Source organism: Corynebacterium sp. ACRQK (genome assembly GCF_022345965.1).
Taxonomy (GTDB): domain Bacteria; phylum Actinomycetota; class Actinomycetes; order Mycobacteriales; family Mycobacteriaceae; genus Corynebacterium.
Genome location: NZ_JAKRMU010000005.1, coordinates 23,094 through 45,371 on the forward strand (window position 1 = coordinate 23,094; position 22,278 = coordinate 45,371).

The following is a 22,278-nucleotide window of genomic DNA, read 5'->3' on the forward strand; positions in this document are numbered from 1 at the left end:
AACACTGTGCTGAAGTGCGCGACTGTTACGCTGAACGCTATGCCCACCCCCTCCTCGCCCTCCGTCGCCTTCGACCAGACAGTGCTCACTGATGTCCAAAACGGCATGCGTCCCAGCAAAGCCGCGCAGTTTGTGATTTCGCTGATTTTCGGACTGATGTTGTTCATCCTCTGCGCTCCAGTTACCGGACCCTTACCGGCGCTGGGGATCCTCGTCGCCGCCGTCCTGGCTGGCGTCGTGTGGTGGCGCTACCTGCGGCGGGGCGGCGTGCGCGGCAACGACTACTCCCCCCTGAAGTCAGACGCTGAAGCCGCCCGCACCCCCTTCAGCTGGAAGGAAGAAGGCCGTGTGGTGCTAGTGCTTGCGCTCGTTTTCGGCATATCGCAGGTCGCAAACATTTTCAGCAGCCAGGGCAGGTGGGGCTTCGCCGCTATTGCCGCGCTGATCACCGTTGGGTTGATGTACTGGGTCGTTACTCTCGACGCCTGGCGCCCCGCCCGCTACACCGCCCCTGAAAAGTTGGGGCAAAAGATGCGAATTGAGGACCCCACCGAGTGGCTACAGGCATTCCTCTACTGCCGCCGATGCGTCCCAGGCGGGCTGCAGATCCTGAGCGATACCTTGAAAGAGGATCTATCGCAGTACGGATGGACCACTCACAGTGCGAACGAGGCTCTGGACAAGCTAGTCGAGCAGGGCAAAGCTGTGAAAATCCGGGAGTTGCGCTCCGCCGACGGAGCGAGGAAATGGGTCACGCTAACAGAGGACGGCTCTCAAGACTTCCAGAAGCGGCACACCGGCTAATCCGAAGCCCCCGATACGCGAGAACCGCGGACGCGCTGCGCCCGCGGTTTACTTGTCTAGCCTTCTTACAGGTTCGGGAACCAGATACCGATCTCGCGCTCAGCGGACTCCGGGGAGTCGGAGCCGTGCACAACATTCTCGCCAACAGTCAGGGCGAAGTCGCCGCGGATGGTGCCCGGGGTGGCCTTCTCCACCGGGTGGGTGCCACCAGCCAGCTGACGCCAAGCTGCGATAGCGGACTCACCCTCAACGATGCCCGCAACCAGCGGAGCGGAGGTGATGAAGTCCACCAGCTCGCCAAAGAAAGGCTTGTCGGCGTGCTCAGCGTAGTGCTTCTCCGCGGTCTCACGGTCAGCGGTACGCAGGTCCAGCTCCACGAGCTTCAGACCCTTCTTTTCAATGCGGGAAATAATTTCGCCCACGTGGCCGTTCTTAACACCGTCGGGCTTAATCAGAATCAGAGTGCGTTCAGTCATGCCAGTGATTCTACACGTGGCGTCACCGCACCACAGCGCCGCAACGCCCCGGCGTTACACGCGATTGCGCACCTGATTCATCAGTGCGTAGGCACGGTCACCCGGGCATGCCGTCGCAGTGGAAACGTCGCCCCAGTCACGGTGGCCGGTGATCGTGCGGCGGGTCAGGTTCAGGCGGGCCGCGTTGTTCACGTAGCGCACGTGGCCGCGCGGATCCAGACCCAGCCCACGGCACAGGTAGCCGAGAACACGCACCAGGGAGTTGATCGCGGCGGGAGTAGGAGCCTGCTGCATGAAGTTACCCAGCAGACACACACCAATGTTGCCGTCGTTCGCGTTGTACACGTGGCCTGCGGTGACGGACATGGGGGATGCGCCCAGGCTGCCGGATTGGAAGACCGCCTGGCCATCCGTGCCGGTGGTGCGCCCCTGGAACACGGTGCCATCCGGGGCAATCAGCAGGTGGTAGCCGATGTCGCCCCAGCCGCGTCCGCCGTTCGCCCGGGAGGCGTGGAAGGCGTAGATGCTGCGGACGTTCGCGGCGTAGTCGCCGTTGGCAGGAGTGGCCATCGCCGTGTGGTGCACAGTGATGAGCTGTGCGCGGGTGAAGCGGGGAGTCCACCCCATCAGCGACTCGTTGGCGCCCCACTCGCGGCGGGAAACCACTCGCAGGCCGTTGATCACGTTCGCACCACCGATGCCGATACCGCCACCCGGAGCCGGCGCACCCGGGTTGGCCAGGCCACTGGACTGTAGGATCCCGGCGATGGTGCCCGCCAGCGCAAGTGAACCAACCACGGCCGCAGCTCCGGTTTCCAGACTGCTTTGCAGCTCAGCCGGGTTGGAGGGCAGGCCCATCGGTGCAGCGTAGGGTGCAATGCCCGCGCCGAAGATCTGCTCTTCCTGCCCCTGTGGTGCCTCCACAATGTGGAGGAACAGGCGAGTCGCGGGGTCGTTGACCTCACCGGGCAGCCAGACGGCAGTGGCGCCCTCGGGAAGCTCTACGGGCTCGGACTTCAGCGCGGAATCATCGCCCTCGCGGTCGTGAGCCTCGGGCTGGACCACGCGGTCTTCGGTGCGGCCACCCGGGAACTCGAAGCGCAGGGTCGCCTTCGTGCCCTCGGTCGCTGCGGGTGCAAAGGTGATCGTGAGGTACCCGATGCCTCCGGGTAACTCGCCCTTTTGGTTGACGCCGATTCCCGTTCCGGTAAAGCCCTCCGGCTCGGCAGAGTTCAGGGCGCCGGCAGGTCCGGCGGGATCTGCATCGGGGAGTGCGTCGTCAGCGGAGGAGAAGACCCCCATATTGTTACGGTTGGCAAAGAGGAGGGAGCCACCAACGGCGGCCCCCAGGGCGGTGGAAGATCGGAAGAATGCACGGCGCGTTAACGTCATGCACCGGATAATAAACCACATTCGGGGGTAGCGGGAGACTTACCCCCACTTAAGGGTATTCCCAGTTGAATGTTGCTGGTGTTATACATGGTGCAAATGTGGCGTGGCAATGATTAGTCGGCGGGGGTAGCCGGGTGCCGCAGGTTACCTTCCTCATCGAGGTGCTGCGAGGGCAGCAGGCCGCGCTCCATGCGGCGCATCAGGTTCGAGCGCAGGTGGTAGATGTACCACCAGCACAGGGCGAAGATCACGCCCATCGCCCCCATCGCCGGGTGCACGATGAAGCCCGCGATGGCCAGCACCTGCAGGGCAATGTTCAGCCAATCGGCCCACTTGGCCTTCTGCAGGAAGGCGGCGACGATCATCGCAACCCCCAGGCCGATCACGTAGGCCATGTTGAAGGTCGTGGCGGACGCACCGGCATCCACCCGGGTGATGACGGTCAGCACCAGCAGGATCACGATGGCTTCCATGATGTGCGTTCCGGCCATCACGCCGCGCAGCCCCTTCATCGGATCGTTCGCCGGGGTCTGGCCGGGGCCCAGCGGACCGTACTCGCCCTGTCCACTGCCCTCGACAGCCTTACTGCGGTTGTCCGGGTTCTGTGCCACGATTGTGCAGCTCCTTGGTAGTTCTTCCGTTTGAAAATTCTTCCGGCGCCTACGCCGGTTCCTTGCCGAACAGCGTGCGGGCTTCCCCGGCCGTCACCACTGAGCCGGTGATTAGCACACCAGCGCCGGACAGCACGCCGTCCTCGTCGTCCTCGGCCAGTTGGGTGGCGATCTCCACTGCTCCAGGCAGGTTCGCTGCTACGTGCACGCGCTCTTCGCCGAAGGCATCCCGCGCGTACTCGGCCAGCACGTCGACCGGCAGAGCGCGCGGTGAGTTCACCTCAGTTACCACGATCTCGTCCATCACGGGCTCCAGGGCGGCCAGGATACCGCGGGCATCCTTGTCCCCCAGCACGCCGACCACGCCGACCAACCGACGGAACTCGAAGTCGCGGTCGATGGCCGCAGCCAGGGCTTTCGCCCCGTGGGGGTTGTGCGAGGCGTCGATAAACGCGCTCGGGGTGGAGCGCACGCGCTCCAGTCGGCCGGGCGAGGCGACGGAGGCGAAGCCCTCCCGCACCGTGTCCACGTCCAGCTGCCGCTCGGCACCGGCCCCGAAGAACGCCTCCACGGCAGCCAGGGCCACGGCGGCGTTGCGCGCCTGGTGTTCGCCGGAGAGCGGCAGGAAGATGTCTGTGTACTCGCCGGCCAGGCCGCGGATGGTCACAGTCTGCCCGCCGACGGCAATCTGGCTGGAGAGCACGCCGAACTCACTGCCGGCGCGGGCGACGGCGGAATCCTTCGCCACGGCCTCCTCCAGCAGCACGCGCATCGCCGCTGGCTCCTGCTCGGCGACGATCGTCACGTTGTCCGGCGGGGTGAGCAGATCGTCGGCATCCCAGCGGGCCTTGATGATCCCCGCCTTCTCGCCTGCGATGTCCTCTAGCGTGTCGCCCAGGTAGTCCGTGTGGTCAAGCCCGATCGGGGTGATTACGGCAACGTCGGAGTTCACCACGTTCGTCGCGTCCCAGCGCCCGCCCATTCCGGTCTCCACCACGGCCACGTCCACTGGCGCGTCGGCGAAGGCCGCGTAGGCCATGGCCACCAGCACTTCGAACTTGCTCATCTGCGGGCCGCCTTCGGCCTGGCTTTTCGCGTCCACCATTTCCACCATCGGCTGAATATCGCGCCAGGTGTCCACGTAGTCGCGTGGGTGGAGCGGCTTGCCGTCGATGGCGATGCGTTCAGTGACGAGCTGCAGGTGCGGGCTGGTTGTCCGCCCGGTGCGACGGTGGAATGCGCGCATCAGCGATTCGATCATTCGCACCACGGAGGTTTTGCCGTTGGTTCCCGCCACGTGGATCACCGGAAACGCGCGCTCCGGGTGGCCGAGCAGGTCCATCAGCATTTCGACGCGCTCGAGCGTCGGGTCGATCTTGGTTTCCGGCCAGCGCTGGTTCAGCTCCGCATCGACCTCGGCCAGCGTGGCCAGGTCTTCGGGCGTAATGGGACGTTCTTGTACGGACGCCACCTCGGGCTCATCCGCCCCCACACCGTCGATAGGCAGGGCTAGGCCTGCCTCATCGAGCGTGACCTCTTCCGGGTAGCTATCCCCGACCTTGTCCTCGGTGAACTTGTCGTCGGTCATGCCTTCGGCAGGCCTTCCAGGCGGGCAGTGATGCGCTCGAATTCCTCCTGTGCGACGCGCTGGCGCTCGCGGATTCCTTCGACGACCTTCTCCGGAGCCTTGGCCAGGAAGTTTTCGTTACCCAGCTTCTTCGCCGCGTTGTCCAGCTCCTTCTGAGCGGCTGCGAGGTCCTTCTCCAGGCGCTTGCGCTCCGCGGCAACGTCGACGGTGCCGGAGGTATCCAGTTGCACGGCGATGGTTGCCTGGGACAGGCGCACCTCGATGGATGCGGTCTCCGCGAAGCCTTCCTCCGGGGTTTCCAGGCGCACCAGGGAGCGCACGGCCTCTTCGAAGTCGGCCAGGTCAGCGGCGGCGAAGTCCAGGGCAGCGGGCACCTTCTGAGAGGGCTTAACGCCCTGGTCGCTGCGGAAGCGACGGAGCTCGGTAACCAGCTTGTCCACGTCCGCCATGCGGCGTACCGCATCGGCATCGGTCTGCGCCCCACCGTTGGTGAGGTCGGCGGTCGGCCAGTCGGCGGTGACCAGGGAGTCGGAGTAGCCCTCTTCCCCATCGGTCAGCGCCTTCCACAGCGTCTCGGTCACGAAAGGCATGGCCGGGTGCAGCAGGCGCAGTACCGCGTCCAGCACACGTCCCAGCACGATCTGGGTGCTGATGCCCCGCTGGACCTGTTCCTCCGTGGCACTATCCCAGTCGCGCGGGATCTGCACCTTGGCAATCTCCAGGTACCAGTCGCAGAACTCGCCCCAGGCGAAGCGGTACAGATTCTCGTTCGCCAGGGAGAATTCGTAGCGGTCCAGCGCGTCGTCCACCAGCTGGCGGACCTCTTCCAGGCGGTCCAGGATCCAGCGGTCGGCATCCGTCAGGGTCTCGCGGGCGGGCAACTCGCCCACACGCGCGCCGTTCATGAGGGCGAACTTGGTGGCGTTGTATAGCTTGGTGGCGAAGTTGCGGGAGGACTGCGCGGCATCCTCGCCCACCGGCAGGTCGGAGCCAGGGTTGGCGCCGCGCGCCAGGGTGAAGCGCAGTGCATCCGCACCGTAGTCGCGCACCCAGTCCATCGGGTCGATGCCGTTGCCCAGGGATTTCGACATCTTGCGGCCGTGCTCGTCGCGCACCAAGCCGTGCAGGAAGATGTCCTTGAACGGAATCTGCGGACGGTCATCCTTGCCGGTGCCCAGCACCTCTGGGGTGTGCTTGGAGGCGAAGGTGGCAAACATCATCATGCGGGCCACCCAGAAGAACAGAATGTCGTAGCCCGTCACCAGCACGCTGGTTGGGTAGAACTTCTCCAATTCCGGGGTCTTCTCCGGCCAGCCCATCGTGGAGAACGGCCACAGGGCGGAGCTGAACCAGGTGTCCAGCACGTCCTCATCTTGGCGCCAGCCCTCGCCCGTCGGGGCTTCGTCGTCCGGGCCGCAGCACACGATTTCGCCGTTCGGGCCGTACCAAATCGGAATGCGGTGGCCCCACCACAGCTGACGGGAAATGCACCAGTCGTGCATGTCGTCCACCCAGTCGAACCAACGCGGCTCCTGGGAGGATGGGTGAATCACCGAGTCGCCGGAGCGGATCGCATCGCCCGACATCTTCGCCAGCTCGTCAACCTTGACGAACCACTGCTCGGACAGGCGCGGCTCCACGGCCTCCTTGGAGCGCTCGGAGTGGCCCACGCTGTGCACGTAGGGGAACTTGCGGGCCACGATGCGCCCCTGCTCCTCCAGCGCCAGGCGGATTTTCTCGCGCGCCTCGTAGCGCTCCATGCCGTCGAACTCTGTGCCGGTGTTCGCAATGTGGCCGGTCTCGTCCATGATCACGGGCATCGGCAGGTCGTGGCGCTGACCCATCGCAAAGTCGTTCGGGTCGTGCGCCGGAGTGATCTTCACCGCGCCAGTACCGAACTCCGGGTCCACGTAGTCGTCGGCCACCACGATCATCTGCCGGTCCGGCAAGAACGGGTGCGGCAGGGCCTTGCCCACCAGATCCGCGTAGCGTTCGTCCTCCGGGTGCACGGCAACAGCCACGTCGCCCAGCATCGTCTCCACACGAGTGGTCGCCACGACCACGTGCGGCTCGGAATCGTCCAGCGAGCCATAGCGGATGCTCACCAGCTCGCCCTCGTCGTCGGAGTACACAACCTCGATGTCGGAGATCGCCGTCTGCAGCACCGGGGACCAGTTCACCATGCGATTCGCGCGGTAGATCAGACCGGCGTCAAAAAGCTCCTTGAACATCGTCTGCACGGCGCGGGACAGGCCATCGTCCAAAGTGAACCGCTCGCGCGACCAATCCACGGAATCACCGATGGCGCGCATCTGGCGCTGGATCACGCCACCGTACTGGTCCTTCCACTCCCAGACCTTCTCCACGAAAGCCTCGCGGCCGTAGTCGAAGCGGTCCTTGCCCTCAGTTTCCTTCAGGCTGGCCTCGACCTTTGTCTGCGTGGCGATGCCCGCGTGGTCGGAGCCGGGCAGCCACAGGACCTCGAAGCCCTGCATGCGCTTGCGGCGAGCCATCGCATCCATCAGCGTGTGGTCCAGCGCGTGGCCCATGTGCAGCTGGCCGGTCACGTTCGGCGGCGGCAGCACAATGCTGAAGGGCGGCTTGTCACTGGAAGGATCGGCCTTAAAGTAGCCGGAATCCACCCATCCCTGGTAGAGGTTTTCCTCTACTGCGGCGGGATCCCATGCCGCGGGAAGCTGTGCCGAGCGGTCGGCACCAATCGGGTTAGAGCCATTTGCCTTAGAACTGGAGTCACTCACGTCTGCCAAGTCTAGTAGACGGCCCGGACAGGGCATACACCCCGCCTACCACCCGCTCACCCACTGCGCATTTACATCTCGAGCGCCGCCCGCAATACACCAGCAGCCTCGTCCAACGCCCGCCCGGAATTACGCCACACGCCCGAAGAATTCACGAAGGGGTGGATCAGGCCGGGGTGGCGTCGGAAAGAAACAGGCACACCTGCCTCCCGCAGCTTCTCGGCATAGGCCACGCCCTCGTCGCGCAACGGATCGAAACCGGCCACGGCGACATAGGCCGGAGCCACCCCGCTGACGTCCTCGGCGAGCAGAGGTGAAACATCCGGGTCCAGCCGCTGCACGTCGTCGGTGAGGTATTGGTCGCGGTACCACTGCATGTGCGCTTGGGTGAGGAAGTACCCCTTGGAGAACTCCTTGTGGCTCGGAGTATCCAACCTGGAAAGGTCCGTTACCGGCACAAACAGTAGCTGCGCACGCGGCTGCTCCTGCCCTTCGCGCTTACGGCGCAGGCACACCACGGCGGCCAGGTTGCCTCCCGCGGAGTCGCCGCCGACGGCCACCTTATTCTTATTGACGCCCTTAACCTCGCCCGCCATCGCGGCCTCAACAACAGCACAGCAATCGTCCGGCGCGGCGGGGAAAGGATGCTCCGGAGCCAGGCGGTAGTCCACGGAGAGCACTGCCACGCGGGCAGCTTCACACAGCCAGCGGCAGGTGGAATCGTGCGAATCTAGGGAGCCGACCACCCAGCCGCCGCCGTGGAAATACACCAGGGTGGGCAGGTCCTCGTCCGGCGAGACTGCACCGGTGGGACGGTAGTGGCGCACGCGCACGCCCCGGATCCGCTCCTCCACTACGGAGCCGACCTGGGTGACGTGCCCGCCGGCCATGTACGCGGCGTCCTCCACAACCGCGCGGGTGGCCTCGACAGACTGGTGGGAATAGTCCGCCGGGTGCATCAGGTTCGTGACCAGGCTGGAGGCGCGGACGTCGGAATCCAGACGATCACCGTCGGAGTTGGTGCGGGAGCCGAATATCCGCAGAACTGGCTCGGGGATCGCTGGCAGCAGCCACCCGGCGCGGGCGGTGAGCTGGCTGAAAAGCGAGTGCTGGAGTGGTTGGGAGTGGATCGGGGCTGTGGTGTCCGTGGTTTCGGTAGATTCAGTGGGATTTGTCATGCCTAACATAAAACCACCCGACCGAACGGCCGGGTGGCGATATGCAGAAAAAAGTTTTTCCTTAGGAAACTACAGAAAAACTACAGCAGTCCAGCCTCCACAACGGCGGCCTTTTCCTCCTGCAGCTCCTTGATGTTTGCGTCGATGCGCTCCTGCTGCGCCGGGCTGATTTCCAGGCCCTGCACGATCTCCCACTCGCCGTTGACGGAGCGGCAGGGGAAGGAGAACACCAGGCCCTCCGGGATGCCATAGGAGCCGTCGGAAGGCAGCGCGACGGAAACCCAGTCGCCCTCAGCGGTGCCGTGTACCCAGTCGCGCATGTGATCCAGCGCGGCGCTGGCTGCGGACGCTGCCGAGGAGCGCCCGCGAACCTCGATAATCTCTGCGCCGCGCTTAGCTACGCGCGGGATAAACTCGTCGTTTACCCACGCCGCATCCAGCTTATCGGCGACCTTCTCACCATTCAGCGTCAGCTCCGCAACGTCCGGGAACTGGGAGGCGGAGTGGTTGCCCCAGACGGTCATGTTCTCCAGGTCGCGCACGGCCACGCCCAGCTTGTCCGCCACCTGCGCCAGGCCACGGTTGTGGTCCAGACGGGTCAGAGCGGTAACGCGGCGCGGGTCGAGGCCTTCGGCGTGGGCTGCGACGATCGCGGCGTTGGTGTTAGCCGGGTTGCCGACGACGATCACGCGGACATCATCGGCGGCGTGCTCCGCGATTGCCTTGCCCTGCGGGCCAAAGATCTTGCCGTTGGCGGCCAGCAGGTCGGCGCGCTCCTCACCCTTCTGGCGGGGCTTGGCGCCCACCAGGAAGACTGCGTTGGCATCCTTGAAGCCCTCGTCGAGTTCGGTGGTGATAGTGACCTCCCCCAGCAGCGGGAAGGCGCAGTCGGCCAGCTCCAGAGCCACGCCGCGGGCTGCTTGCACGCCCTGCTCGGTCTCCAGCAGGCGTAGGTTCACTACGCGGTCGCCGAAAACCTCCCCCTTGGCGATGCGGAACAGCAGGGAGTAGCCGATTTGGCCGCCTGCGCCCGTGACGGTGACGGTAACGGCATTCTGGTTGTTGGTGGTCACGCGGGGCTCCTTAAGCGATGCGTTGGTGAGAGTTTTCTTAGATCCTCTCCCCACTGTAATAACCTGCCCGACACCCTGCACTCTCACTGCACTCTTACTTCCAGCCACCCCCGCACGAGCCTGGATTAGCTGCACATTGCTGCAGGTTCGGCTTCTTCATAGATAAACTGAATTGGTGCAGAATAAGCCCCACCTTCCCGCCTCTGCGGCCTGGTACGGCCTCGGAGAACAGCAGTACATCCAGGCCATGAACACCGCCGTGACTATCGCCATCCGGGTCGGTGCTGCATTCACGCCGGAGCACCTGGCCACGATCGCCCAGGCTGCACGCCTGCCGCAAAACTGCGAGCTGCTGAATTCCCCGACTCGACTGTACGAGGAGGCGTTGCGCTATGCCCACTCCTCCATCTGGCCGGTGCCGCTGAATGGTTATGACAACCCGGAGATGGATAACTCCCCGGTCCGCGCGATGCGCAAGCTAGTCGCCGCCACTTACACGCGCTTTGCCACGCACCCGGACGCGGTGCGCCTGATTGTGGCGGAGAACCTTCTGGGCGATCCGGAGCTCGTCCACCGCGTAGGCGTGTTGGAGGATTCCCCGGTGGTACTACACCTGGATCGAGTGCTGATGCGCGGCCACGATATTGGTGCGTTCCGCAGTGGCGTGTCCGCGGAGGATGCTTATGCGCTGATTACCGCGTTGTGTTCCTTCGCCGTCACTCAGGGCCCAACGTTCCACGCCCTGTATGGGATGGATTCAAACGACCCCGAAAACGAGGATGGCCTGCGCAATCTGACCTGCGATGCGGTCATCGCTTTCCTTACCACCACGATGCCCACCAACCAGGGCACGTCGTACACCCACGCTTCGCATTCTTCGGTGATTGGTTCCTCGGTCGCCGCGTCGCTCTACAACCACGCGCGGCACGAGGATGAAGAGGTTGATGACGCCCCTTCGGCGCCATCGGACCTATATCACGACTAGGCGCTCTTCTTATCCCGCTTGGCGACCTCTTCGTGGGTCAGCAGGGTCGGTTCCGCCTCCCCGCGGGCGCATGCGCCGGTGATGATGACCTCTCCGGTTTCCTCATCTTCCGGAATGGCGAACATGGTCGGCAGCAGCAGGGTTTCCATGATAGACCGCAGGCCGCGGGCGCCGGTCTCGCGCGCCAGCGCCTTATGAGCGATCTCCCGCAGCGCCTCGTCCTCGAAGGTCAGGCGCACGCCGTCCATGTCGAACAGGCGCTGGTACTGGCGTACCAGGGAGTTCTTCGGCTCGGTAAGCACGCGCACAAGGGCGTCCTCGTCCAGGTGGCCAACGTGGGTCAGCACCGGCAGGCGACCGATCAGCTCTGGGATAAGGCCGAACTTCACCAGGTCCTCCGGCTCCACGAACTGGAACGGGTTCGGATCCTCCTCGGACTTCGCGCTGATCTCCGCCCCGAACCCCAGGCCCTTCTTGCCACGGCGCTCGGAAATGACCTTCTCCAACCCGGAAAACGCACCCGCCACGATGAACAGAACGTTCTTTGTGTCGAACTGGATGAACTCCTGGTTCGGGTGCTTGCGGCCGCCCTGCGGCGGAACGGCGGCAACGGTTCCTTCCAGGATCTTCAGCAGGGCCTGCTGCACGCCCTCGCCGGACACGTCGCGGGTGATGGACGGGTTCTCCGACTTACGGGAGATCTTGTCCACTTCGTCGACGTAGATGATGCCACGCTGGGCCTTCGCCACGTCAAAGTCGGCGGCCTGGAGAAGCTTCAGCAAGATATTCTCTACGTCTTCACCGACGTAGCCGGCTTCGGTCAAACTGGTGGCGTCAGCAATGGCGAAAGGCACATCGAGCATCCGGGCGAGCGACTGCGCCAGATAGGTCTTACCCGAACCGGTCGGCCCCAGCATCAGAATGTTGGACTTCGCCAGCTCCACCTCGTCGTCAGTGCGGCGGGCAGCAGCGTTCGACTCTTCGACCTGGATGCGCTTGTAGTGGTTGTACACGGCAACGGCCAGGGTGCGCTTGGCCTCGTCCTGGCCGATTACGTAGCTATCCAGGAACTCGGCGATGGCCGCGGGCTTCGGCAGCTTCGCCGAGCTCTCCGCGGGATCGACCGCCAGCAGCTCCTCTTCGATGATCTCGTTACAAAGCTCGATGCATTCGTCGCAAATGTAAACACCAGGGCCGGCAATCAGCTTGCGGACCTGCTTCTGGCTCTTTCCACAGAAGGAGCACTTCAGGAGCTCTGCGCTTTCAGGCATGCGGGAAATCAGGCTTTCTTGGGTCGGGTAACTTGCGGGACAGCTAGATTAGCACCCTCATAGGCCTACGATTCTACCGCGCCACGCCGCAAAGCCCGCGAAGCTGGAAGCCCCGCGGGTCGCTAGGGTTTGCCGGGCGCTAGTTCTGCGCCGACAGCTTGCGGTAGTCGAAGACCTGGTCGACGATGCCGTACTCCTTGGCCTCCTCGGCCGTTAGGATCTTGTCACGGTCGGTGTCGATGCGCACCTGCTCGGCGGACTTGCCGGTGTGGCGCGCCAGGGTCTCCTCCATCAGCTTGCGCATGCGCTCGATCTCCTTGGCCTGGATCTCCAGGTCGGAAACCTGGCCCTGCACACCGCCGGTGGCGGGCTGGTGGATCAGCACGCGGGCGTTCGGCAGGGCAGCGCGCTTGCCCGGGGTACCGGCAGCCAGCAGCACGGCAGCGGCGCTGGCGGCCTGGCCGAGGCAGACGGTCTGCACGTCCGGGCGGACGTACTGCATCGTGTCGTAGATAGCCATCAGGCTGGTGAAGGAACCGCCGGGAGAGTTGATGTACATCGTGATGTCCCGGTCCGGGTCCAGCCCCTCCAGCACCAGCAGCTGCGCCATGATGTCGTTGGCGGAAGCGTCGTCCACCTGGGTGCCCAGGAAGATGATGCGCTCCTCGAACAGCTTGTTGTACGGGTTGGATTCCTTCGCGCCGTAGCTGGAGTGCTCCACGAACGACGGCAGGATGTATCGCATTTCTGGCATCTGCATCTCTGACATGTCTTAGCTCTCCTTCGCAGAGGTGATGACGTGGTCGACGAAACCGTATTCCTTGGCCTGCTGGGCGGTGAACCAACGGTCGCGGTCGGAATCCTTGGTGATCTGCTCAACGGTCTGGCCGGTGAACTCCGCGATCAGTTCAGCCATCTCCCGCTTGGTGTAGGCGAACTGCTCCGCCTGGATGGCGATGTCGGCGGCGGTGCCGCCCACGCCTGCGGAAGGCTGGTGCATCATGATGCGGGCGTGCGGCAGGGCGTAGCGCTTACCCTTCGTGCCTGCGGAAAGCAGGAACTGGCCCATGGACGCCGCCAGGCCCATTCCGTAGGTAGCGATGTCGCACGGCGCGTACTTCATCGTGTCGTAGATAGCCATACCCGCGGTGACGGAGCCACCGGGAGAGTTGATGTACAGGCTGATGTCGCGCGTCGGATCCTCTGCGGACAGCAGCAGAATCTGGGCGCACAGCTCGTTGGCGATCTCATCGTCCACCTGGCTGCCCAGGAAGATGATTCGCTCGCGCAGCAGGCGCTCGTAGACTGAGTCTCTATGGTTTGGGGTTTCCGAACTCAACTTCGCTCCTTGCCGAAAGTATTACGAAAGTTCACTTTTGTATGCGCCCCAGCCTAGTCACACCCGTCGGCAAAGCGTGCTTCCCAGTGGGGTTGTTCGCTGTCAGCGCACGATATGGCTGCGCACCGGGGCGGGTAACGGGAAAGGCGGGGCAAAAAGAAAACCGCCAGAACCTCGAGTGGAGGTCCCGGCGGTCAGGGAAAACTCTTAGTCTTCCTTCTTCTCCGCTGCCTTCTTGGCAGTGGACTTCTTCGCCGTAGATTTCGTAGCCTTCTTGGTGGTCGACTTCTTGGCCGTGCTCTTCTTAGCAGTCGACTTCTTGGCGGTCGACTTCTTGGCCGTGCTCTTCTTCGTGGTGGACTTCTTGGCGGTCGACTTCTTGGCAGGAGCCTTCTTCGGCTTCACCTCGGCCTTATCCGCCTTATCCGCCTTGTCAGCCTCAGACTTGTCGCCCTCAGCCTCAACGTCGCCGAAGTACTCCTTCGGGTCAACGTCTGCGCCGTCAGTGTCCTTCACAGAGGTACGGGCGATGTTCAGCGCCAGTGCCTTGCCGCGGCGGACATCAGCGAACAGGCTGCCCAGCTGGCCGGCCTGCTGCAGCTGCATGATGAACTGGTTCGGATCCATGCCGTACTGGTTTGCAGTGAAGGCGATGTGATCCATCAGCTCTTCCTGGGAAACCTCCGGCTGCTCCTTGTCCGCAACGGCATCCAGGAACAGCTGGGTACGCACGGAATCCTCAGCGGAGCTGCGTGCATCCTCTTCGAACTTCTCGCGCGTCATGTCCTGAGCAGCCAGCATGGACTCGAAGACCTTCTCGTCGCCACCGAACTGCTGGATGATCTGCTGGATCTGCGCGTCGACCTGCTCCTTGACAACACCCTCCGGCAGCTCAAACTCGGTCTGCTCCAGAGCCTCGGCCAGAACCTTGTCGCGGATCTCGCCGGCCTGGGTGTTCTTCAGCTGCTGCTCGACCTGACCCTTCACGGACTCCTTCAACTCGTCCAGGGTATCGAACTCGCTAGCCAGCTGTGCGAAGTCGTCGTCCAGCTCCGGCAGCTCGCGCTCCTTGACGGAACCGAGCTTGACGGTAACCTCAGCCTCTTCGTCGGCGTGCTCGCCGGCAACCAGCTTGGAGGTAAAGGTGGACTCCTCGCCCTCCTTCATGCCGACCAGCGCGTCATCCAGGCCCTCGATCAGGGAATCGTTGCCGACCTCGTGGGACAGGCCCTCGGTGGTGGCCTCGTCGACAGTCTCGCCGTCGATGGTGGCGGACAGGTCGATGGAGACGAAGTCGCCCTTCTTCACTGCGCGGTCAGCCGGCTTCAGGGTGCCAAAGCGAGCCTGCAGGTTCTTCAGCTCTGCGTCGATAGCCTCGTCGTCAGCCTTCAGCGGCGCAACCTCAACGGAGATGGCGGAGAAGTCCGGAACCTCGATCTCCGGGCGGACGTCAACCTCGGCGGTGAAGGTGATGTGCTTGCCGTCCTCCAGCTCGGCGATCTCGATCTCCGGCTGCCCCAGGGCCTTCACGTCGTTCTCCTCGACAGCCTGGCTGTAGCGAGAAGGCAGCATCTCGTTGATGACCTGATCCAGGACAACGCCACGGCCCAGGCGAGCCTCCAGAATCTTCGCCGGAACCTTGCCCTTGCGGAAGCCCGGCATGTTTACCTGCTGCGCGAGGGTTGCGTAGGCCTTGTCGAACTCTGGCTTAAGCTCCTCGAATGGAACCTCAATCGTCAGCTTGGTGCGGGTGGCGCTCAGCTTTTCTACAGAGCTCTTCACGAATGCACACTCCTGTGTATTAATAGCTTCTTTGGCACCGCGGTCTCTCGTTCATCTCGCAGCGCTTTTACGGTCGGTGCTCAATTTTATAGAACCATCGCCAGACGCATCACGCTGGGGTGTCTTTTTCGGGCTCCTCTACCGCGAAATGGATCGCCGAATCCCCCCGCAGATCCAGACTGTGAACCCCCATTTCACCTTTTCAATGCGACGAACCGCAGGGTGGCGTCACAAAGAAAAAGAGTGAAGATAAAAATGTCGGGATAACAGGATTTGAACCTGCGACCCCTCGCTCCCAAAGCGAGTGCGCTACCAAACTGCGCCATATCCCGATTTTTGAACGACCCCACGGGGACGTTGCGCCCGTTACTTTACTGGCTGGATACCGGGAAATACAAAACGGCAGCTCCCCCGTCGTTGCGCTCGACTGCGCTAGGGGGAACTGCCTTAAAGCTTGGAGGGAATGACGGGAATCGAACCCGCGTCTTCAGCTTGGAAGGCTGAGGTATTAGCCACTATACGACATTCCCACTGGAAGCTAGCTTCCGTTACGTTGTGCGATGATACACCATACACCCCACCATCCAGCAAAATCACCCCAGCACAACTAGCTAAAAAGCCTTACAACCTTCATAGTTGCGGGGGCATGCAGGTGTAGCAAATGCGCCACTCTAATTGTATGAGTTACCTATGGGCTGTACATTCTAGTTTTATGGAACCAATTATCGTCGACAAAACCACCGGCACGGAGCTCTGGACCGCATCACAGTGCGCTGAGCACTCCGGCACAGCTCGTGGCACCTTCACCAGCTATGCAGGCCGCGGGCGCGCACCCCGCCCAGTGGCCAAGTACAACGGCCTGACCCTTTGGGATTCCAACGTGGTGAAGGAATGGCAGCAAAAACGCGATGGCGCCCCGACCTCGTCGGGCACCACCGCGCACAATTAGATCTCGAGCAAGAGTAGATCTTTAGCTCTCCGGCAGCGCCGGCGCCTCTCCCGTGCGCTCGTACTCAGCCAGGATGTCGATGCGGCGCTGGTGGCGCTCCGCCTCGGACCACGGCTGGGTGACGAAAGCGTCGACAATCGCCAGCGCCTCCTCCTCGGAGTGCATACGACCGCCCAGCCCGATCAGCTGGGCGTTGTTGTGTTCACGAGCCAGCTTCGCGGTCTCCACGGACCACGCCAGAGCACAGCGCGCGCCCGGAACCTTGTTGGCGGCAATTTGCTCGCCGTTGCCGGAACCGCCGAGCACGATGCCCAGCGAGCCCTCGTCCTCCACCACGGACTTGGCCGCTGCGATACAGAACGCCGGGTAGTCGTCGTTCGCGTCGTAGGTGTGGGCGCCACAGTCCACAACCTCGAAGCCCTTGGAGGTCAAGTGATCCTTGATCACGTTCTTCATCTCGAAACCGGCATGATCTGCACCTAGGTAAATACGCATGGTGTCAGTCTAGCCGGTTGCCGACTGCTCACGGGCACTACTCAGCCACCGGCGCTTCGGTGCGGGAACGCTTCAGCTCAAAGAAGTGCGGGTTCGCCGCCAAGGTCACGGAGGCATCGAATAGCTTGCCTGCCTCTTCCCCACGCGGAATGCGGGTGATGACCGGCCCGAAGAAGGCCACGTCGCCCAGCTGCACTACCGGGGTGCCGACCTCGTCGCCCACCAGCTCGATCGCCTTGCCCTGAGATTCGCGCAGCAGCGCGTCGACAGAGCCCTCATCGTCGGCGGCCAGGTGGCCCACCTTGGCCAGGTCGGCGGGCAGCTCAGCTTCCTCCAGAGCCTCGGCGATCAGTTCGTCGTAGCCGTGCGGGTCGGTTGCATCGGCACGCTCCTCGTTGTGGATCTTGGTGCCCAGGGCGGTGTACCAGGCGGAAAGCTTCTCTGGGTGCTGCTGCCAAATCGCGGTGGCCACACGCGCCGGCGCCCACGCGGCATCCATCTTCTCGCGGTAGGCGGGGTCCAGGTCGCGGCCCTCGTTCAGTACGGAGAGGCTCATCGGTTGGAACTTCACCTCCACGTCGCGGACCTCCTGGACTTCCATCAGCCAGCGGCTGGTAACCCAGGCGAAGGGGCAGATGGCGTCGAAGAACATGGTTACGGTTTGGTTCTGGTTATTGTTCTGGGTAGCAGTCATGTCCCCCACTCTAGCCATCGCGCGGGAACCCTGTCCGGCGCGCCTACTAGGGTGGTCTGCATGACTTCCATCAACCTAACCCGTACCGAGGCCGAGCATCGCGCTAGCCTCATCAGCGATGTTCACTACACCATCCAGCTGGATCTTTCCGGCGGCGAGAAGCCCGAAAACAAGCACTTCCGCTCGCTGACCCGCATCACCTTCACCTCCGGCGCCGGGTCTACCTTCCTGGACCTGCGTGCGGACTCGCTGTCGCGGGTGGAGCTCGATGGCGCGGCATTTGGGGACTTTACTTATGACGCCACTACGGGCATTCCGCTCGAAGGCCTGTCTAGTGGCCAGCACGAGCTGCTGGTGGAGGCGGAGATTCTGTACTCCACCACGGGCCAGGGCCTGCACCGCTTCTTCGACCCCAGCGACGACCAGGCCTACATGTACACCCAGTTCGAGACGGCGGACGCCAAGCGGGTTTTCGCCTGCTTCGACCAGCCGGACATCAAGGCGACCTATGACGTTGAGCTCACCACGCCAGCCGAGTGGACCGTGGTGACGAACAATGAGGTTTCCGTGGCGGAGGCTAAAGGCGTCAATAAGAAAAAGCACAGTGCGACCGTGGACTACCTGCTATCGACCTACCTCATTGCGTTTTGCGTCGGCCCGTGGCACGTGGTGCGCGACGAGTGGCGCGGTACGATCACCGAGCACCCGGAGTCCGCGGCGGCGCAGGATAAGAACTTGCAGACCAGTGGGGAAATGCGCGTGCCGCTGGCGCTGTACTGCCGGAAGTCGCTGGCGGAGTACCTGGATGCCGACGAGCTATTCGAGGTGACCAAGCAGGGCTTCGACTACTACGCGGACAAGTTCGGCATCGGCTACCCGTTCTACAAGTACGACCAGATCTTCTGCCCGGAATACAACATGGGAGCCATGGAGAACGCGGGTGCGGTGACGATCCGCGACGAGTACATCTTCCGCTCCGCAGCCAGCCACTACCAGTACGAACGCCGTGCGGATACGATCCTGCACGAGCTGGCGCACATGTGGTTCGGCGACCTGGTGACGATGAAGTGGTGGGACGACCTGTGGCTGAATGAATCCTTCGCCACCTGGTCAGCCGCCATGAGCCAGGCGGGGGCCACGAAGTACGACACGGCATGGGTGACCTTCAACAGCAAAGAGAAGGCGTGGGCGTATGCGCAGGATCAGCTGTCCTCCACCCACCCGGTGTTCTCCGACGCGGGCGACATCGAAACGGTGGAGGCCAACTTCGACGGCATCACCTACGCCAAGGGCGCAAGCGTGCTGAAGCAGCTGGCGGCCTACGTGGGGTTGGATGAGTTCTTCGCAGGCATCCGCGCGCACTTCGCGGCGCACGCCTGGGATAACGCAACGTTCGCGGACCTGCTGGGGGCGCTGGAGAAGGCTTCGGGGCGCGACCTTTCCGACTGGTCGGAGCAGTGGCTGCGCACCACGGGCATCAATACCCTGACCCCGGTCTTTGAGGTGAACGACGGGGCTTACACTTCCTTCGCCGTGGAGCAGTCCGGCGCGCAGCCTGGCGCGGGCGAGACCCGCACCCACCGCATTGCCGTGGGTGTGTATAGCTTCGAGGACGACGGCGCGGGCAGCAAGGGCGGAGCGCTGAAGCGCACCAAGCGCGTGGAATTGGATATTTCCGGCGAGCGCACCGAAGTTCCAGAGCTGGTGGGCGTGCCCGCCGGCGACCTGGTGCTGGTCAACGACGATGACCTGGCCTACGGCAACATGGCGCTGGACGAGGGATCCCTGGCGACGGCGATCGGCGGCGGGGATAGCGACGAAGCCGAAGGCGGCAAGCCGAACATCGTGCGCATCACAGATCCGATGGCGCGTGCCCTGGTGTGGTCCGCGGCATGGCAGATGACCCGCAACGCGCAGATGCGGGCCCGCGACTTTATCGGCCTGGTTGCCGGTGGCGCAGCCGAAGAAACCGAGCTGGCAGTGCTAGAGCAGATCTTGGCCCAGGCCCGCGCGGCGGCTGCAAACTACGCAGACCCGGACTGGGCGGACGAAGGCTGGGCACAGCTGCGCGAGGCCTTCCTGGCGGCGGCGCGCAAGACTGAAGGCCCGGCTCAGCTGGCGTTCGTCCGGGCCTACATGGGTTGCGTGCACTCCGCGGAGTCGGCGGGCGTGCTGCGCGCGTTGTTGGGAGAGGTTGACGCCGCCGAGGTGATCCCGGGCCTGGATGTGGACCAGGACCTGCGCTGGGCGATCATCATTGCGCTGACCGCCGCGGCCCGTGCCACCGGTGAAACCCCCGAGCAGGTGGAAGCACGCATTGCCGCCGAGGAGGCCCAGGACAAGTCCTCCAGCGGAGCAGCACTGGCACTGCAGGCGCGTTCGTCTGTGCCGGATGAGCAGACCAAGCAGCAGGTCTGGCGCGCCCTGACCGTGGAGGCCCCGCAGCAGAGCAACCTGAGCCTGCGCCACCGCAACGCGGGTCTGGTGCACGTCGGCCACGCCGACTTGTTGCAGCAGTTCAGCGAGGATTACGTTGCCCACGCCGTGGAGTGGTGGACGTCCCTGAACTCGGAGATGGCTCTACGCACCCTGGAGGGCATCTATCCCTCCTGGGATCACAGCGACGCAACGGATTCCGCCATCGCTGAACTCGTGAAGGCGGAAGACACCCCGAGTGGCCTGCGCCGCGTGCTCTCCGAGGGGCGCGACCGGGTGGCGCGTGCCAAGGCCGCCCGCGTGTTCGACGCGGCGGGAGAGTAACCGCCCGGCTGCGCCCCTGCGGCCAGGCGGCTGCGCCCCTGCGGCCGTAGCCGCGCCCAACCTGCCCCGCCGGCTATGGCAGAACAGATATGGTTGGAGGCATGACTTCTAGCTTCTACGACGCTGTTGGTGAGGAGACCTTCCGTGCCATCGTGCACGAGTTTTATCGACAGGTCCGCACCGACGATATTCTCGGGCCGATGTACCCGGAACAGGACTTCGAGGGCGCCGAAGATCGACTCCGTTGGTTCCTAGTGCAGTACTGGGGCGGCCCAACGGAGTTCAACGCCCGGCGTGGCCACCCGCGCCTGCGGATGCGCCACGCCCCATTTCGCATCGACACGGCCGCCCGCGACCGCTGGCTGGAACTCATGGGCAACGCCATGGCCACCATCGATAAGGAACAACTACCCGACGAACACCGCGCGGCCATGTGGGAACACATGGAGCGAGTTGCGCACATGCTAGTCAACACTCCCGATCAGCACTAACAGTGTTAGCGGATCTTTCCGTCGAGGCGTTTTCAGTCCTCGCCGTGGGTTCCTTCGTCGCCGGGCTAATTGATGCCATCGTCGGCGGCGGTGGCCTCATCCTCATCCCTCTCATTTTGATCGTCGCGCCCGCGACCCCTGAAGCCTCGGCAATGGCGGCCAACAAGCTAGCGGCGGTCTTTGGTACTTCCTCAGCCGCCGCGCGTATGCTCCGCGCATCCGATGTGCGCCAGAAGATCGATCGGCGCCTGGTGGCCTACGGAGTCCCGCTGGCGTTCGTCTGCGCGGCCTCTGGTGCGCTGCTGGTAGCAGCACTCAGCTCCGAGGTTCTGCGTCCCCTGGTGATTATTCTGCTGCTAGTAGTTGGCACGTATGTCGCCCTCAAACCCAGTTTCGGCACACCCCAACGCGCCCCTGCACGAAGCCCCCGCCGGTGGCTCATCGCACTCTTCGCGGTCGGAGCTATCGCCGCATACGACGGCTTCTTCGGCCCGGGCACCGGCACGTTCCTCATCATTGTTTTCACCGCGCTTCTTAGCAGATCCTTCGTAGAATCTGCCGCACTCGCGAAGATCATCAACACTGCCACGAACCTCGGCGCGCTGACCGTATTCGCCATCGGCGGCCACGTGCCCTGGCTACTGGGGCTCGGCCTAGCGGCCTTCAACGTGGCGGGCGCGCAAGTTGGGGCACGCCTGGTACTTTCCAAGGGAACCGGCTTTATCCGCATCGCGCTGCTCGTCGTTATCGCGGTCATGAGCACCAAGTTGGGCTACGACATGTACACCGGCGCTTAATCCACTCGCAGCGCTCCTCACACGGAGGCTCTCCTACCCATCTAGCGTGGCCCGGGCACCCGAGCCAGCCCACCGGGGCGCGGCGCATATACGCTGCCGACCAGCGCATCCACACGAATCCACGACCCGCTGGCGCTCACACGCACATAGTCATAATCCCGCAGCTTCTCCCCCGGCTCTGGAACCAACCGCAGGCCGCCGAGTGCCGCAATGGTTCGGCCCTCTAGCGCGACGGAGGCGGTGGCGTCATTACCTCGCTGCACCGTCAGCACCTGCTGCTCCAGCAGGCTACGCGCAATCCCCATCGGGCCGGAGTTCGCCTCATTTTCCGTGGCCATGTCCGCGTGTAGGCCGCGCACCACGTCCCCCGGCACCGTATCGATCAGCTCGAATCCCTGCTGCGGAGGCGGCGAGCCAACCCACATCAGGTCCATGTCCGCGCCCAGGTCAAGGGTCTGCTGTCCGGGTTCAAACGCGACGATCGTCTCCAGCGCGTCGCTGGCATAGGCCACTGTGCCGGTGCTGCCTGCCTGTCCGGGCACTCGGACGGAAGCCACGCAGCCTAGGGGCGTCGAAATAAAAAGATCCGTCGACCGCTCCCCCACAGCGCTTAAGCGCACCAGCGCGCCCGGATCCATCACCAGCGCGCGTTTCATCACCGCCCCCGCGCGCCGCATGGCACTCACGGCCGCGGTCGCGGATCGCGAATCAATTGTTCCCTGTAGATCGATTGTGACGCCCATAGTTCCCCCACCTTAGCCCTCCCCAAAGCTTTAGCTCACACGGGCTGGGCGCTTACCGGTCAGTGAATCTGCTCTGGGTTGAATGCGCGCT

General features: G+C 63.8%; 20 protein-coding genes and 2 tRNA genes. 6 read left to right on the forward strand and 16 right to left on the reverse strand.

Going from position 1 to position 22,278, the window contains the following annotated elements; translation table 11 throughout:
- Positions 1-39 precede the first annotated feature (39 nt).
- Positions 40-804 carry a hypothetical protein gene (locus MHX63_RS06715; RefSeq protein WP_239387818.1) on the forward strand — a complete coding sequence of 255 codons (765 nt, stop codon included), beginning with the start codon at positions 40-42 and terminating at the stop codon, positions 802-804.
- Positions 805-869: 65 nt separating this feature from the next.
- Here the strand turns inward: MHX63_RS06715 and ndk are convergent, their stop codons facing one another.
- The 7 genes from ndk to MHX63_RS06750 all read right to left on the reverse strand — a co-directional run bounded on the left by ndk (position 870) and on the right by MHX63_RS06750 (position 9,881).
- Entirely contained in the window at positions 870-1,280 is a 411-nt protein-coding gene (gene ndk, locus MHX63_RS06720) for a nucleoside-diphosphate kinase (RefSeq protein ID WP_034973318.1), read from the reverse strand.
- Positions 1,281-1,334: 54 nt separating this feature from the next.
- On the reverse strand, positions 1,335-2,672 hold the full coding sequence (locus MHX63_RS06725; RefSeq protein ID WP_239387819.1) for a peptidoglycan recognition family protein: 1,338 nt from the start codon (positions 2,670-2,672) through the stop codon (positions 1,335-1,337).
- Positions 2,673-2,785: 113 nt separating this feature from the next.
- Positions 2,786-3,283, reverse strand: a complete 498-nt coding sequence (locus tag MHX63_RS06730) for a DUF4233 domain-containing protein (protein ID WP_239387820.1) — start codon at positions 3,281-3,283, stop codon at positions 2,786-2,788.
- A gap of 49 nt (positions 3,284-3,332) precedes the next feature.
- On the reverse strand, positions 3,333-4,871 hold the full coding sequence (locus MHX63_RS06735; RefSeq protein ID WP_239387821.1) for a folylpolyglutamate synthase/dihydrofolate synthase family protein: 1,539 nt from the start codon (positions 4,869-4,871) through the stop codon (positions 3,333-3,335).
- Positions 4,868-7,666: a valine--tRNA ligase gene (locus tag MHX63_RS06740; protein ID WP_239387822.1), complete on the reverse strand. Its 2,799-nt coding sequence runs from the start codon at positions 7,664-7,666 to the stop codon at positions 4,868-4,870. Before MHX63_RS06740 ends, MHX63_RS06735 begins: the two co-directional genes overlap by 4 nt.
- A 35-nt stretch (positions 7,667-7,701) precedes the next feature.
- The gene (locus tag MHX63_RS06745) at positions 7,702-8,808 is read right to left on the reverse strand and encodes an alpha/beta hydrolase (RefSeq protein WP_239387823.1); all 1,107 of its coding nucleotides are present in this window, start codon (positions 8,806-8,808) and stop codon (positions 7,702-7,704) included.
- Between the two features lie 80 nt (positions 8,809-8,888).
- Positions 8,889-9,881, reverse strand: coding sequence for a malate dehydrogenase (locus tag MHX63_RS06750; protein ID WP_239387824.1), 993 nt, complete (start codon positions 9,879-9,881; stop codon positions 8,889-8,891).
- A gap of 175 nt (positions 9,882-10,056) precedes the next feature.
- Between MHX63_RS06750 and MHX63_RS06755 the strand changes: the two genes are divergently transcribed.
- Entirely contained in the window at positions 10,057-10,866 is an 810-nt protein-coding gene (locus tag MHX63_RS06755; protein WP_239387825.1) for a hypothetical protein, read from the forward strand.
- Here the strand turns inward: MHX63_RS06755 and clpX are convergent.
- From clpX to MHX63_RS06785, 6 genes are all read right to left on the reverse strand, one after another.
- Positions 10,863-12,137 (reverse strand): ATP-dependent Clp protease ATP-binding subunit ClpX, encoded by a 1,275-nt coding sequence (gene clpX, locus MHX63_RS06760; protein WP_239387826.1) that lies wholly within the window; start codon positions 12,135-12,137, stop codon positions 10,863-10,865. The two genes, MHX63_RS06755 and clpX, sit on opposite strands and share 4 nt — an antisense overlap.
- Before the next feature lie 139 nt (positions 12,138-12,276).
- A complete protein-coding gene (locus MHX63_RS06765; RefSeq protein ID WP_011273209.1) occupies positions 12,277-12,906 on the reverse strand; it encodes an ATP-dependent Clp protease proteolytic subunit in 630 nt (209 codons plus the stop codon).
- A gap of 3 nt (positions 12,907-12,909) precedes the next feature.
- Positions 12,910-13,476, reverse strand: coding sequence for an ATP-dependent Clp protease proteolytic subunit (locus MHX63_RS06770; RefSeq protein ID WP_011273208.1), 567 nt, complete (start codon positions 13,474-13,476; stop codon positions 12,910-12,912).
- Between the two features lie 207 nt (positions 13,477-13,683).
- Positions 13,684-15,258, reverse strand: coding sequence for a trigger factor (gene tig / locus MHX63_RS06775; protein WP_239387827.1), 1,575 nt, complete (start codon positions 15,256-15,258; stop codon positions 13,684-13,686).
- A gap of 258 nt (positions 15,259-15,516) precedes the next feature.
- Positions 15,517-15,590 (reverse strand) — tRNA-Pro (locus tag MHX63_RS06780).
- A gap of 123 nt (positions 15,591-15,713) precedes the next feature.
- Positions 15,714-15,788, reverse strand: a tRNA-Gly gene (locus tag MHX63_RS06785).
- Between the two features lie 182 nt (positions 15,789-15,970).
- Here MHX63_RS06785 and MHX63_RS06790 point away from each other — a divergent pair.
- A complete protein-coding gene (locus tag MHX63_RS06790) occupies positions 15,971-16,207 on the forward strand; it encodes a hypothetical protein (protein ID WP_239387828.1) in 237 nt (78 codons plus the stop codon).
- Between the two features lie 21 nt (positions 16,208-16,228).
- Here MHX63_RS06790 and MHX63_RS06795 read toward each other — a convergent pair whose 3' ends face one another.
- Together MHX63_RS06795 and MHX63_RS06800 are read right to left on the reverse strand one after the other, a co-directional pair.
- Positions 16,229-16,702, reverse strand: a complete 474-nt coding sequence (locus tag MHX63_RS06795; RefSeq protein ID WP_239387829.1) for a ribose-5-phosphate isomerase — start codon at positions 16,700-16,702, stop codon at positions 16,229-16,231.
- A gap of 37 nt (positions 16,703-16,739) precedes the next feature.
- Positions 16,740-17,414 carry a disulfide bond formation protein DsbA gene (locus tag MHX63_RS06800; RefSeq protein ID WP_304504258.1) on the reverse strand — a complete coding sequence of 225 codons (675 nt, stop codon included), beginning with the start codon at positions 17,412-17,414 and terminating at the stop codon, positions 16,740-16,742.
- Between the two features lie 42 nt (positions 17,415-17,456).
- Between MHX63_RS06800 and pepN the strand changes: the two genes are divergently transcribed.
- The 3 genes from pepN to MHX63_RS06815 all read left to right on the forward strand — a co-directional run bounded on the left by pepN (position 17,457) and on the right by MHX63_RS06815 (position 21,444).
- Positions 17,457-20,156 carry an aminopeptidase N gene (gene pepN / locus MHX63_RS06805; protein ID WP_239387831.1) on the forward strand — a complete coding sequence of 900 codons (2,700 nt, stop codon included), beginning with the start codon at positions 17,457-17,459 and terminating at the stop codon, positions 20,154-20,156.
- A gap of 101 nt (positions 20,157-20,257) precedes the next feature.
- Positions 20,258-20,647, forward strand: a complete 390-nt coding sequence (locus MHX63_RS06810; protein WP_239387832.1) for a globin — start codon at positions 20,258-20,260, stop codon at positions 20,645-20,647.
- A gap of 2 nt (positions 20,648-20,649) precedes the next feature.
- Positions 20,650-21,444 carry a TSUP family transporter gene (locus tag MHX63_RS06815; protein WP_239387833.1) on the forward strand — a complete coding sequence of 265 codons (795 nt, stop codon included), beginning with the start codon at positions 20,650-20,652 and terminating at the stop codon, positions 21,442-21,444.
- A gap of 41 nt (positions 21,445-21,485) precedes the next feature.
- Here the strand turns inward: MHX63_RS06815 and MHX63_RS06820 are convergent, their stop codons facing one another.
- Positions 21,486-22,187, reverse strand: coding sequence for a hypothetical protein (locus MHX63_RS06820; protein ID WP_239387834.1), 702 nt, complete (start codon positions 22,185-22,187; stop codon positions 21,486-21,488).
- Positions 22,188-22,278 lie beyond the last annotated feature (91 nt).

Coding starts and splice junctions, on each gene's coding strand:
- MHX63_RS06715 (WP_239387818.1), top strand. CDS start 40: ATGCCCACCCCCTCCTCGCCCTCCGTCGCCTTCGACCAGACAGTGCTC.
- ndk (WP_034973318.1), bottom strand. CDS start 1,280: ATGACTGAACGCACTCTGATTCTGATTAAGCCCGACGGTGTTAAGAAC.
- MHX63_RS06725 (WP_239387819.1), bottom strand. CDS start 2,672: ATGACGTTAACGCGCCGTGCATTCTTCCGATCTTCCACCGCCCTGGGG.
- MHX63_RS06735 (WP_239387821.1), bottom strand. CDS start 4,871: ATGACCGACGACAAGTTCACCGAGGACAAGGTCGGGGATAGCTACCCG.
- MHX63_RS06740 (WP_239387822.1), bottom strand. CDS start 7,666: ATGCCCTGTCCGGGCCGTCTACTAGACTTGGCAGACGTGAGTGACTCC.
- MHX63_RS06745 (WP_239387823.1), bottom strand. CDS start 8,808: ATGACAAATCCCACTGAATCTACCGAAACCACGGACACCACAGCCCCG.
- clpX (WP_239387826.1), bottom strand. CDS start 12,137: ATGCCTGAAAGCGCAGAGCTCCTGAAGTGCTCCTTCTGTGGAAAGAGC.
- MHX63_RS06765 (WP_011273209.1), bottom strand. CDS start 12,906: ATGTCAGAGATGCAGATGCCAGAAATGCGATACATCCTGCCGTCGTTC.
- MHX63_RS06790 (WP_239387828.1), top strand. CDS start 15,971: ATGGAACCAATTATCGTCGACAAAACCACCGGCACGGAGCTCTGGACC.
- MHX63_RS06795 (WP_239387829.1), bottom strand. CDS start 16,702: ATGCGTATTTACCTAGGTGCAGATCATGCCGGTTTCGAGATGAAGAAC.
- MHX63_RS06800 (WP_304504258.1), bottom strand. CDS start 17,414: ATGGCTAGAGTGGGGGACATGACTGCTACCCAGAACAATAACCAGAAC.
- pepN (WP_239387831.1), top strand. CDS start 17,457: ATGACTTCCATCAACCTAACCCGTACCGAGGCCGAGCATCGCGCTAGC.
- MHX63_RS06810 (WP_239387832.1), top strand. CDS start 20,258: ATGACTTCTAGCTTCTACGACGCTGTTGGTGAGGAGACCTTCCGTGCC.
- MHX63_RS06820 (WP_239387834.1), bottom strand. CDS start 22,187: ATGGGCGTCACAATCGATCTACAGGGAACAATTGATTCGCGATCCGCG.